We start from the raw sequence: 13,134 nt of genomic DNA, 5'->3' as shown, positions 1-13,134 counted from the left end.
AGTGAAGGATGTGTTACGTGAGATGTATTTTGGGATTATCAATGTTGTTAATGGCGTGCTCGCCAGTCGCATCAACGCAGGCTAACATTGAACAGCCACAGTTAGACGAACTTGGCCAGCATCTTAATGTTCAGTACAGCGTGCTCAGTAATATTGATGACACTGGGTGCCGTGTGCATATTCCCAAAGGTGATTGCTTCTCATCACAAATGACGCTGCAAAGCGCAAAAAGTGCTATTCCAGCAACCACATCATTATTCTTTAGCCATATTGCGCCAGTTCGCGGCTTCGATACCGACAGCGCTATTACTATTGAACACATCAATGGCGATTTACATCGCCTAACCTTTAACGAATCTATAGCGGCTGATACAAAAGTGACAGTGACTTTGTCAGCCCCTTTCTGGCATGCCTCTCGCAGTGACGCCATGCCAAATTACTATTTAACCTATCCATCGCTTCAACCTGTAATTGTGGCATCAACTACACGGGTAAAAGAGCCGGGCACCAATTTGTTAGTTAACCAGCATACTGATGCGTGGCAAAACGAAGCGCAATATAAGCGCACGGCCTCTGATGCTATGCCGTTAATGGACAGTGCTTTTTTAGCAAAGCAGCCAGCATACACCACAAAATCAACCGAGTGGGATAACCGCGTTATTCCTCAAGTTGCAGAGCGCAAAGACACGGGTGAAACCATTGCAGTAACAGGCATTCGTGTAAAAGGCATTAGTGTAAAAGACGACGTTGTTAATGCTTTGTCACCTGCATTAGCGCAGGCGGCTTTTTTTGGACTGTCGCAGCAAGATAACGGCATACCCGTCAATATCAGCTACACGCCTAATACGCTTGTTGAGGGCGAATATTCACTGGTTGTGAGCAATAGCCGCGTAGATATCAAGGCCAAAGATGCTGTAGGTGCTAACTATGCGCTACTCACTTTAGCGCAGCTTTATAACAAAAGCCGTCAAACGCTGCCGATTACTTCAATTCATGACAAACCCCGTTTTGCTTTTCGCGGTATGCATTTAGATATTGCGCGCCATTTTCCGGGTAAAGCGGCCATTACGTCGGTACTTACGCAAATGTTCACGTACAAACTGAACAAGCTTCATCTTCATTTAAGTGACGATGAGGGCTGGCGATTGGCTATCGATGCATTACCGGAACTCACTGACATTGGCGCATATCGCTGTCATGACTTGGCGGAACAAACCTGTTTGTTACCACAGCTTGGCAGTGGCCCGTTTAAAAGTGCGCAAGGGAATGGTTTTTTAACGCAGCAAGATTACATCGACATTCTTCAAATGGCGCATCAGCGTGGTATTGAAGTGATCCCATCACTTGATATGCCAGGGCATGCTCGCGCTGCTATTGTGTCTATGAATGCGCGCTATCAGCGATTCATGAAAACCGGAAACAGCGCTGAAGCAAATAAGTATATGTTGGTCGACAAGCAAGACACAACGCGCTATGAAAGCGTTCAATTTTATCGCGACAACACGATAAACCCTTGTCTTGATAGCACATACACCTTTATCGATACCATAATGGGCGCGGTGAAAGCGTTGCACGACAAAGCAAATGTGCCGCTTGAATACTTCCATGTAGGCGCTGATGAAACCGCAGGCGCGTGGGTTGAATCTCCCGTGTGCAAAGCAAAAGGGCAACAGGCCGATACTATTCTTCCCACCTTTGTTACACGTGTTCAAGACATTGCTAAAAAGCATAACATTGCCATTGGTGGCTGGAGTGATGGCATGGAAAAAGCGGCGAAAAACTTAGATAACACTAAGGCATACACCAATGTGTGGCATCTGTTAGCGGCAGGTGGAGAAAATACCGTATCACATTTTGTCGACGCGAATATTCCAGTAGTGCTGTCGTTCCCCGATGTGCTCTATTTTGATTTTCCTTATCAAAGTAACCCACTTGAGCCAGGTTATTACTGGGGCTCACGGGCTACCAGCACCCATAAAGTCTTCTCGCTGATGCCTGAGCACTTGCCATTGCACAGCCAAGAGTGGACGACGCGCATGGGCGAAAATTACACCAGTAATGACAGGGTAAACACCTCGTCGGTAGTGGGTATTCAAGGCCAGTTATGGAGCGAAGTAACGGTAAACCAAGACGCAGTAGAGTACATGGTATTCCCGCGATTATTGGCGCTTGCTGAACGCGCTTGGTATGAAGCGCCGTGGCAACAAAAGGCACCAGTATTGGCGAAAGACGGTAGCTTACAGAAAAACCGTGATCAGGATTTCCACGCATTTGAACATGCTTTGCTTACGCAACATGCCCCCGCTTTAGTGCAACAAAATATCAATGTGCGCGTGCCAATGCCTGCGGCAAAAATAGCCGGTGGCATGCTAACCATGCAGGTTAAAGCTGGGCTGATTGGTGAATATCAAATTGCAGACGGTGATTGGATTGAGTACATCAAGCCCGTTTCGATAGAAAATGCAGATAACGTAAAAGTACGCGCAAGACTTCAAGGTACACAAAAAACGAGCCAACAAGCACTGTTATAAGTGCTTGTTTTTAATGGTTAAAAATGACAGCGTTGTCATCATTAATTGTGTGTCTTATCTATTTAATAAAAACGAGAAGTGTAAATGAGTTCTGATTTATTTTTTATTGGCATTGACGGTGGCGGCACCAAATGTCGAGCAAGATTAGAAGACAGCAAGGGCACATTGCTAGGCGAGGGCGTAAGTGGTCCCGCGAATATCATGCGCGACAGTGAGTTGGCAAAGGCATCTATGTTAGACGCTATCTCGCTTGCCATAGCATCAGCTAATACGAATTGTGACAGTAACAATGCCATTGGTTTGTCACAGTGTGTGGTAGGTGCAGGCCTTGCCGGTGCAAATATTGCCAGTGCCAAGCAAGTATTTGAAACATGGGCACATCCATTTCATTCACTTCATGTGCTAAGCGATTTACACGCGGCGTGTCTGGGCGCTCACGATGGAGAAAGTGGTGCGGCGATCATTATCGGCACAGGGTCGTCGGGCACAGTGTGGCATAATCACGCATTTCACGATGTAGGTGGTCACGGTTTTCCTATTGGCGATAAAGCCAGTGGCGCATGGCTTGGGCTACAAGCCGTAAAACATACACTGCTGTGTTTAGACGAACTTGCCCCTATAGACGCACTGGCTACACAAATTTGTAGTGCACTTAAGACGAATGACATCAATGACATTGTAAGCCAATGTGCCACGTTTAATACCCATCACTATGCGGCATTGGTTGAGCAAATGCTGCCGTTGCTTTACACCAAAGATGAGACTGTAAGTGCGTTATTTGAAGAAGGCGCAGCGTATATTGAGAGCATGGCGCAAAGACTATTAGCGCAACATGACTATCCTCTTGCCATGATTGGCGGTCTTAGCAACGTGTACTCCACATATTTTTCCGATTCCATTAAAGCCCGTTTAGTGGCGTGTAAGGCAACACCGCAACAAGGTGCTATCCATTACGCCAAAGCGGCTTGTTTTCAATTAAAAGGTGAGTAATGAATTTATCAATAATGGCAAAAGAAGCCCGTGAAGTGCCTACGGTTATCGCAAAACAACTCGATAAAAACGACGGTGCTATTCGCGAACTAGCCGCAACACTTAATAAGCTTAATCCACACCTTATTTATATTATTGGCCGAGGCTCGTCTGATCATGCCGGGGTATTTGGCAAGTATTTGTTTGAAACCGAAATGGGGATCCCGGTTTGCAGCGCAGCGCTGTCGATTGCGGGTATTTTTGGCAAGCAACTTAACTTAAACGGGGCGGTGGCGTTTGTAATTTCACAGTCGGGAAGAAGCCCCGATATATTAAAACAAACAGAGTCGGCGAAAAAAGGTGGTGCTTTCACAGTGGCGTTTGTTAACGATGAAACGTCACCTTTAGCTGAGCTTGCCGATGCCGTTATTCCCTTATCAGCCGGCGAAGAAAAAGCGGTAGCGGCCACAAAAAGTTTTATAGCTACCTTATCTGCACTTCTTCATTTGTGCGCGCGTTGGCGTGAAAACGATGCACTGTTTGAGTCATTAGCTGCATTGCCCGAGTCACTTCAAAAGGTGATTGAATCGCCCAACCAACTTACTGCCAATTATCTTGAAAATACACGCAATACCATAGTGTTGGGGCGCGGTTTTGGCTATGCAGTAGGTCGCGAAGTAGCACTTAAACTAAAAGAAGTGTTAGGCATTCATGCCGAGGCGTTTAGTAGCGCGGAGTTTATTCACGGCCCTGTGACATTGGTAGAGAAAAAACTAAAGTTGATAGCGCTTAATATTCTGGATGAAAGTGCGCCTTTTCACGCAGATATGGTAGGAGATGTAAGAGCACGCGGCGGCGAGTGTCTTGATCTCGGTTTTACCACAGGAACGAGCGCTAGTGATGTACACCCTCGGGTTTCTGCATTGTTGCTTATGCAGCGTTTCTATTTAGACATTGAGCAAATAGCCATTGAGTGGGGCTTAAACCCTGATACACCACCAGGATTAAACAAGGTAACCAAAACCCAATGATCACCCATCTTCTTGTAGAAAAGGTGTTAGTGGACGGCGCATGGTTACCCAACCAAGTGCTAAGTATTGAAAACGGCATCTTTAAAAATATCGCGAGCTACCCGTATGTGAGCGACGAGGTAAAAGCAGGTATTTCACAGCATATCAAAGGCGCAGTTTTACCCGGGTACATTGATACGCAGGTAAACGGTGGTGGTGGGGTAATGTTTAATCATGCCCCTACTTATGAAAGCTTAAAAGTGATGGCGGCGGCGCACCTTCACTTTGGTACTACAACGCTATTCCCTACGTTAATAACTGACGATATAGACACCATTGAGCAAGCCGCCGATGCGATTAGCCAAGCAATAGCAGACAACCATGCATCTATTGCAGGTGTGCACTTTGAAGGGCCGCATTTGTCTATTGAAAAGAAAGGCGTGCATCTGCCCCGCTATATTCGCAAGCTAACTGAACGTGAAATGGCAACCTATACTCGCAAAGATTTGGGGCAAGTGCTTGTGACTGTGGCGCCAGAAAACGTATCGTGCGATGTTATTCGCGAGCTAGTGAGTCATGGCGTTATAGTGGCGCTAGGGCACTCCAACGCGCCTTTTGATGTGGTAGAAAAAGCCATTGAAGCGGGGGCATCTGGATTTACCCATTTATTTAACGCTATGTCACCTTTAACGTCGCGTGAGCCGGGTATGGTGGGAGCAGCAATGCTTCACAACAGTACCTGCGGCATTATTGTTGATCATCAGCACGTTCACCCTAAAACCGTGGAACTGGCCTTTAAAACCAAAGGGCCTAGTGAGCTTATGCTTGTGACAGATGCAATGGCGCATGTGGGGGCAAGCGACAAACGCATTGCGTTTTTTGATACCCATATAACACGTACGGGCGATAAGTTAACCACACCTGATGGCACGTTAGCGGGCAGCTGCCTAGATATGCATGGTGCACTGACTAATAGTGTAAACGACATTAATATTGCGCTAGAAGATGCCAGCATGATGGCAAGCACAACCCCTGCGGTATTTACCAAAATACATGATAGGGTAGGTGATATTGCCATAGGAAAGGCCGCTAACTTTGTTGTACTCGATAGCGCAAATACACTTCGCCAAGTTTACCTGCAAGGTACAAAGCAATTTGCTTATTCTGCAGGCCACAGCTGCTGCGATATCAATTGCGATAATAACGACGACATAGCGCAGCTAAGTGGATTTGGCACATCAAGCGACTCAAGAGAATAATTAAAAATAAGAGACTTTTGACATGACAACACAAGCTCAATCAAATGTACCCGACACACAAGGCATAAACCGATTTATACCCATTTTAAGTATTGGTTTATTGTTCTTTATTTTTGGGTTTATTACCTGGCTCAATGGCGCACTTATTCCTTTTTTACAGATGGTGTGTGAGCTAACCGAAATACAGGCCCTACTTATTGCGTTTTGCTTTTATATCGCCTACGTGGTTATGGCCTTGCCCATGGCCAAGATACTAGAAAAAACCGGCTATCAAAAAGGCATGAGTTTAGGGCTAGGCATTATTGCGGTAGGCTGCTTACTGTTTGTACCAGCCGCACTGACCGCCGTTTTTCCTATCTTTCTTTTGGCACAGTTTGTTGTAGGTAGCGGATTAACCATTCTGCAAACGGCGTCGAACCCTTTTATTGTGCGCTTAGGTAACGAAGAAAGTGCAGCCGCGCGTATTGCGTTTATGGGATTACTGAACAAAGCGGCAGGTGTGCTTGCGCCAATTGTATTTACTAGCTTGGTATTAAGCGGCTTGCCCGATGTTAATCAAGAGTCGCTTAACGCAATGCCTGCAGACACGCGAGCAGTACTTATAAACGACATGTCGGTTTCGCTCATTCAGCCATACATCGGTATGGCCATAGCGCTTGGGCTATTGGCATTGGTGTTTATGCGGATCGCGTTGCCGTCTATTGAAAGTGACGATGATGCGCAAAGCGCAGGTGGCAATAGCGACGTTGCAACCACGCCATCGCAGAGCAAACAAATTTTGCAATTCCCGCACTTGGTATTGGGGGCGATAAGTTTGTTTTTCTATGTGGGCGTTGAAGTCGTGGCAGGTGACACCATAGGCTTGTATGGCTCGTCAATTGGCGTAGAGAACGCCACTACACTAACCTCGTTCACCATGGTTGCCATGGTAATTGGTTACGCCATTGGTTTGGTGTGTATTCCGCGTTTTATCTCTCAACAAACAGCTTTGTTAAGTTCGGCATTACTAGGCTTAGTGCTTACGGTTTGCATACTGCTTAGTTCAAATACCGATACCGGTATTTCAAACGCATTGTGGGGCTGGCTTGGGGTGCAAGCTTTACCAAACACCGTTACCTTCATTGCGCTATTAGGTTTAGCGAATGCAATGGTGTGGCCGGCTATTTGGCCCCTAGCACTGAATAATTTGGGCAAATACACCGCGCAAGGGTCTGCGTTACTCATCATGGGGATAGCAGGTGGTGCCATTTTGCCTATGGTTTACGGCATTGCCAGCGAAGCTATTGGCGGGCAAACAGCGTATATCATTATGTTACCGTGCTATTGCTTTATCGCTTACTACGCGCTTTGGGGATGCAAAAAGCAAAACTGGTGAGCCTAAACAGCCAAATCAATTTGTTGAAATGTGCCGGTACGCCCATCCTCATACAGGAAAAAACTATTGGCACGTACCACAGCTTGCAGCTGATTGTTGGCGTCTTTTACTTCAAAAGGCGCCGCTATATTACCTAAATACAGCGCGCCTATACCTAGTGCGCTAAGCGGCGTAATGACATCACTACCCGAATTATCTCTTTGATAAAACGCTAAGTTAGAAAACACCGGATCGCCTGCATCAATAAAGTGATTGCCGTCACTGTCATACTTGGCAAGCTCGTTAAAACCATTACCGGTGCGCGCACCAAATAGCTCGCTACCATCATCAATTATTCCATTCATATTGATATCAATGGCCAAAAAACCTGATGTTCCTGTTGCAAAGTGCACCTTGTCTGTCTTTCCGTCGGCATCAATATCAAACGCTACTTTGTTGTGTGTAAGGTCAAGGCCCGAATGCGTTGAGTGGCCCAAATTAAGCACCAATGGATCTGTAAGTTCTACTTCGCCCACTGTCATCTCAAAGCGGTTTTGAATGTAATACTGACGTTCTGAGCAATGCGACAACGCAATGTTGATGGTATCGCCTGTGCTGGTGAGTAATTGCCCACTGGCACTAAAATGCCCTGATTCGTGTTCTAAATAGCTTTCCTCATACTGGTATATTAGGTCTGCGGTAGTCGATTGGCGCGCCTGCGCATTACCTTGATTATCATTTTGTGTACCGGTTGCACTATCAAGGTTTGAGGGGCTTGTGAGCGTAATTTTGTGTCCGGCTAATTGCTCAACCAACATCTTCAGTTGAGCCGTTTTAACATCCAAGTGCTGCGTTTCACTATCGGCAGGGGCATCTAACGTGTTTTGCGAAAGCTCATCAGAGGTGGTGTTTCCAGAGGGGACGCTATCTGTATTCGCAGTAGGCCGAGTAGCAAGCGATTCTTTTACCGAGACAGTTTCGCTGTAACTATGCTTATAGCCAAACGTTATCTGACTTTGTGCAATTATCATTGTGTTGGCCCTATCTTTACGTTAATTCAAGGTACAACTCTGCTCAACTGTGTTATCGGCTTCAGCTTAAGAATCTTTATGGTTAGGTGAAAATAATTTCAAAGTAAACAGTTGGGCACTAAAGACGATTAGCGTGCTATTTGAGACCTTTGGTATAAACAGAATAGCTAAACGCATATAAAGTTAATCATGTTCAGGCTTATTGTTTGGGCATCTCCTGTTTTGCGCAATTCTTGTGTGTTGCGCCCTTTTTCGGCAGTGGAAGGATCTTCTGCCGACTTTATTCTCTTTAAGTAAGTTTATCCTTCCAATATTTGATTTCCTGATGTTCGGGCAGTAATACATTTACTTTTTAAATGTATTGATAAATATTTCCAATTTGTTGCACAAACGTTAGCTCACTATACTCAGTGTCGTTTTCTACCTTTCAATTAAAAAGAGTAAGTGGAATGTCTAATACCACCGCCCTACACGCAAAGCACCTAGAAGCGGGTGCGAAAATGGTCGATTTCTTTGGCTGGGATATGCCAATTAACTATGGTTCACAAATTGAAGAGCATCACGCTGTGCGTCAAGACGCGGGTATGTTTGATGTATCTCACATGACCATTGTTGATGTAAAAGGTGCACAAGCGAAAGCGTACCTTCAGTACCTGCTAGCGAACGACGTTGCCAAGTTGAAAGACAAAGGCAAAGCGCTATACAGCGGGATGCTGAATGAAGAAGGCGGTGTTGTAGACGACCTTATTGTTTATCACTTCGACGAAACAAACTATCGCTTGGTAGTTAACTCAGCAACGCGCGAAAAAGACATGAACTGGTTAATGAGCAAAGCAGAAGGCTTTGACGTAACCATTACCGAGCGCCCTGAGTTTGCCATGATTGCGGTTCAAGGCCCTAACGCTAAAGAAAAAGCGGCAACGCTATTTAGTGCAGCGCAAAAAGAAGCGGTTGCAGGCATGAAGCCATTTTTTGGCGTACAAGCAGAAGACTTGTTCATCGCTACCACTGGCTACACAGGTGAAGCGGGCTACGAAATTATGGTGCCAGCTGAGCAAGCAGAAAGCTTCTGGCAAGCACTACTAGATGCAGGCGTTAAGCCATGTGGCCTAGGTGCTCGTGACACGCTACGCCTTGAAGCGGGTATGAATTTATATGGCCAAGATATGGATGAAACCGTATCGCCACTAGCCGCTAACATGGGCTGGACAATTACTTGGGAACCGGCAGATCGTGACTTCGTAGGGCGTAAAGCACTAGAAGCGCAGCGTGAAGCGGGTACCGACAAGCTTGTAGGCTTGGTAATGACTGAAAAAGGCGTGCTTCGTCATGGCCTTAAAGTGAAAACAGAGAGCGGCGAAGGTGTTATTACTTCAGGTACGTTCTCTCCAACATTGGGCCACTCAATTGCCATGGCGCGAGTACCAAGTGATGTTGGTGAGACAGTTGAAGTGGAAATGCGCAAAAAGTGGGTTACAGTAAATGTGGTTAAGCCCTCCTTTGTACGCAATGGAAAAAGTGTTTTATAAGTTAACAGAGAATAACAGGAACGATTATGAGCAACATCCCAACTGATTTACGCTATGCCGCTACGCACGAATGGGTTCGCCCTGAAGGTGACGGTGTTTTCACTGTAGGTATTTCTGAGCACGCACAAGGCCTACTTGGCGACATGGTTTTCGTTGAACTACCAGATGTTGGCGACGCCGTTAGCACTGGTGACGACATTTGCGTTGCTGAATCGGTAAAAGCAGCGTCTGATGTTTACGCGCCAATTTCAGGTGAAATCGTTGCAGTAAACGAAGACCTAGAAGACTCGCCAGAGCTAGTAAACTCTGACCCATACGGCGACGGCTGGTTATTCAAAATCAAAGCTGACGATGCGGCTGAAGTAGAAGGTCTACTTGACGCAGAAGGCTACGAAAACAGCATTGACGAAGAGTAATTCGTTACGCAGTTTTACAGATATACAGTTTAAAAAAGGGGCCTAGGTTTAGCGCCCCTTTTTAACTTAAAGATTTAACGCGCCCTTTGCGGCAACCATTACGAGTGCTTAACAACGTTATGTCGAATACTTCCCCTACATTGGCTCAACTAGAGCAAAAAGATACATTTATCCGCCGTCACATTGGCCCGGGTAAAGGTGAAATTGAAGAAATGCTGTCTGCCATTGGTGCAAGCTCATTAGACGATTTAATCGAGCAAACTGTACCAGCAGGTATCGCGCTACCAGAGCCACTAAAATGCGGTGAAGGTGCGACAGAAGTTGAAGCATTAAGTGAATTAAAAGCGGTTGCGCAAAAGAACAAAATTAACCGTTCTTTCATTGGTATGGGTTACTACGACACACACGTACCAAACGTAATTCTGCGCAACGTGCTAGAAAACCCAGGTTGGTACACAGCATACACGCCTTACCAGCCAGAAATTGCACAAGGCCGTTTAGAAGCCATTCTTAACTTCCAACAAGTTACTATTGACCTTACTGGCCTTGAGCTAGCGTCTGCTTCACTACTAGACGAAGCGACAGCCGCGGCAGAGGCGATGGGCCTTGCCAAGCGTGTATCTAAAAACAAAAAATCGAACGCTTTCTTTATAGCTAACGACGTACACCCACAAACTATTGACGTGGTTGAAACTCGCGCGGAAATGTTCGGCTTTGAAATCATCAAAGGTGCAGCAGAAGAAGCCGCAGAGCACGACGTATTTGGTGCGCTACTTCAATACCCAACTACCACAGGTGAAGTAAAAGACATCAGCGACATCATTGCTGCGGTACAAGCGAAAAAAGGTATTGTTGCAGTAGCGGCAGACCTAATGAGCTTAGTAATGCTTAAGTCGCCAGGCGAGCTAGGTGCAGACGTTGCACTAGGTAGTGCACAGCGCTTTGGTGTGCCTATGGGCTACGGCGGTCCACACGCTGCATTCTTTGCAACACGCGACAGCTACAAGCGTTCACTACCAGGGCGTATTATTGGTGTAAGTAAAGACACCCGTGGCCGCCAAGCATTGCGTATGGCGCTACAAACCCGTGAACAGCACATTCGCCGTGAAAAAGCGAACTCAAACATTTGTACAGCGCAGGTACTACTTGCCAACATGGCAAGCTTCTACGCGGTGTACCACGGTCCACAAGGCCTTAAAACCATTGCTGAGCGCATTCACCGTTTTGCTGACATTCTTGCTACTGGACTAACACAAAAAGGTGCAGAAAAAGGCGTAGCCCTTAAGCACAGCACGTACTTCGACACGCTAACCGTAATGGTAGACAACAAAGAAGACGTACTAGCAAAAGCCTATGCAAAAGGCATGAACCTGCGTGCCGACTTAGAAGGCGCGGTAGGTGTAGCACTAGATGAAACCACAACTCGTGAAGACATTGTTGCGCTATTCGACGTTATTCTAGGTGACGATCACGGCCTAACAGTAGAAGGCCTAGACGCTGAAGTGACTACGCAGGAAGTGAAATCTATTCCTGAAGCGCTAGTACGTACAAGCGATATTCTTACGCACGAAGTATTTAACCAGTATCACTCAGAAACAGAGATGCTGCGTTACATCAAGAGCCTTGAGAACAAGGACTTGGCGCTTAACCACTCAATGATTTCATTGGGTTCGTGCACCATGAAACTAAACGCAACAGCTGAAATGATCCCAGTAACATGGGCTGAGTTTGGCCAGCTTCACCCGTTTGCACCACTAGATCAAGCAACAGGCTATCAAGAAATGATTGCCGAGCTTGCTAAGTGGTTAATTAACGTAACAGGTTACGACGCACTTTCAATGCAGCCTAACTCGGGTGCACAAGGTGAATACGCAGGCCTATTGGCTATTCAGCGTTATCACGAAAGCCGCGGCGAAGGCCACAGAAACGTGTGCCTAATTCCAAGCTCTGCACACGGTACTAACCCGGCATCTGCACAAATGGTTAGCCTAAAAGTGGTGGTTGTTGCCTGTGATTCAAACGGTAACGTAGACCTTAACGACCTTCGTAAGAAGGCTGAAGAGGTAGGTGAGAACCTGTCTTGTGCCATGATCACGTACCCGTCTACCCACGGTGTATACGAAGAAACCGTACGTGAGATTTGTGACATTGTTCATGAGCACGGCGGTCAGGTTTACATGGACGGCGCGAACATGAACGCGCAGGTGGGCATTACTTCACCTGGTTTCATTGGTTCAGACGTATCGCACCTTAACCTACACAAAACCTTCTGTATTCCACACGGTGGTGGCGGCCCAGGTATGGGACCAATTGGTGTTAAGTCGCACCTTGCACCATTCCTACCAAACCACACAGTGGTAGACGTAGCAACAGCAGGTAAAGACTGTGGCGCGGTTTCGGCAGCGCCATGGGGTAGTGCGTCTATTCTGCCTATTAGCTACATGTACATCAAAATGATGGGTAGCGCTGGCCTACGCCGTGCAACCGAAGTGGCAATTCTTAACGCTAACTACGTAGCGAAGAAGCTAGAAGGGCACTACAAGGTACTTTACAAAGGTAACAACGGCCGTGTTGCGCACGAATGTATTGTTGACCTGCGCCCACTTAAAGAAGCAAGCGGTGTTACCGAAGTAGACATTGCTAAGCGTCTAAACGACTATGGCTTCCACGCGCCAACTATGAGCTTCCCAGTAGCGACCACGCTTATGATTGAGCCAACAGAGTCGGAAGCAAAGTACGAACTAGACCGTTTCATTAATGCCATGATTAGCATTCGCCAAGAAGTAGCGAAAGTGGAAAGCGGCGAGTGGGATGCCACTGACAACCCACTACACAATGCACCGCACACGCTAGCAGATATCTGTGACAGCGACTGGAACCGCAGCTACGACCGCATGCTAGCGGCGTACCCAGCACCAGAAGTACACAGAAACAAATTCTGGCCAACGGTAAACCGTATTGATGATGTATTCGGTGACCGTAACCTAATTTGTTCTTGCCCAAGCATTGAGAGCTATTCTGAGGAATAGGGTCTG

9 protein-coding genes are annotated in these 13,134 nt (G+C 46.6%); 8 read left to right on the top strand and 1 reads right to left on the bottom strand.

Annotated elements, in window-relative coordinates; genetic code table 11:
* The first annotated feature begins 17 nt into the window (after positions 1-17).
* From LHL20_RS02145 to LHL20_RS02125, 5 genes are all read left to right on the top strand, one after another.
* Positions 18-2,531 (top strand): family 20 glycosylhydrolase, encoded by a 2,514-nt coding sequence (locus LHL20_RS02145; protein WP_226432079.1) that lies wholly within the window; start codon positions 18-20, stop codon positions 2,529-2,531.
* 84 nt (positions 2,532-2,615) lie between these two features.
* Positions 2,616-3,521: a BadF/BadG/BcrA/BcrD ATPase family protein gene (locus tag LHL20_RS02140; protein WP_226432078.1), complete on the top strand. Its 906-nt coding sequence runs from the start codon at positions 2,616-2,618 to the stop codon at positions 3,519-3,521.
* Positions 3,521-4,531, top strand: coding sequence for a glucosamine-6-phosphate deaminase NagB-II (gene nagB-II / locus LHL20_RS02135; protein WP_226432077.1), 1,011 nt, complete (start codon positions 3,521-3,523; stop codon positions 4,529-4,531). The genes LHL20_RS02140 and nagB-II overlap by 1 nt, the downstream gene beginning before the upstream one ends.
* Positions 4,528-5,769: an N-acetylglucosamine-6-phosphate deacetylase gene (nagA, locus tag LHL20_RS02130; protein WP_226432076.1), complete on the top strand. Its 1,242-nt coding sequence runs from the start codon at positions 4,528-4,530 to the stop codon at positions 5,767-5,769. The genes nagB-II and nagA overlap by 4 nt, the downstream gene beginning before the upstream one ends.
* A 22-nt stretch (positions 5,770-5,791) precedes the next feature.
* The gene (locus LHL20_RS02125) at positions 5,792-7,144 is read left to right on the top strand and encodes a sugar MFS transporter (protein ID WP_226432075.1); all 1,353 of its coding nucleotides are present in this window, start codon (positions 5,792-5,794) and stop codon (positions 7,142-7,144) included.
* Positions 7,145-7,146: 2 nt separating this feature from the next.
* Here LHL20_RS02125 and LHL20_RS02120 read toward each other — a convergent pair whose 3' ends face one another.
* Complete coding sequence (locus LHL20_RS02120) at positions 7,147-8,154, bottom strand: hypothetical protein (RefSeq protein ID WP_226432074.1); 1,008 nt, start codon at positions 8,152-8,154, stop codon at positions 7,147-7,149.
* 449 nt (positions 8,155-8,603) lie between these two features.
* Between LHL20_RS02120 and gcvT the strand changes: the two genes are divergently transcribed.
* From gcvT to gcvP, 3 genes are all read left to right on the top strand, one after another.
* Positions 8,604-9,683, top strand: coding sequence for a glycine cleavage system aminomethyltransferase GcvT (gene gcvT / locus LHL20_RS02115; RefSeq protein WP_159626894.1), 1,080 nt, complete (start codon positions 8,604-8,606; stop codon positions 9,681-9,683).
* A 26-nt stretch (positions 9,684-9,709) separates the two neighbouring features.
* Complete coding sequence (gcvH, locus tag LHL20_RS02110) at positions 9,710-10,099, top strand: glycine cleavage system protein GcvH (RefSeq protein ID WP_159626895.1); 390 nt, start codon at positions 9,710-9,712, stop codon at positions 10,097-10,099.
* Between the two features lie 119 nt (positions 10,100-10,218).
* Complete coding sequence (gene gcvP / locus LHL20_RS02105) at positions 10,219-13,128, top strand: aminomethyl-transferring glycine dehydrogenase (RefSeq protein WP_226432073.1); 2,910 nt, start codon at positions 10,219-10,221, stop codon at positions 13,126-13,128.
* Positions 13,129-13,134: the final 6 nt, after the last annotated feature.

The sequence above is a fragment of the Alteromonas sp. McT4-15 genome, from assembly GCF_020515205.1.
GTDB lineage: Bacteria > Pseudomonadota > Gammaproteobacteria > Enterobacterales > Alteromonadaceae > Alteromonas.
Note: the sequence above shows the minus strand (reverse complement) of the source record. Positions and strands in the feature narration are given on the sequence as shown.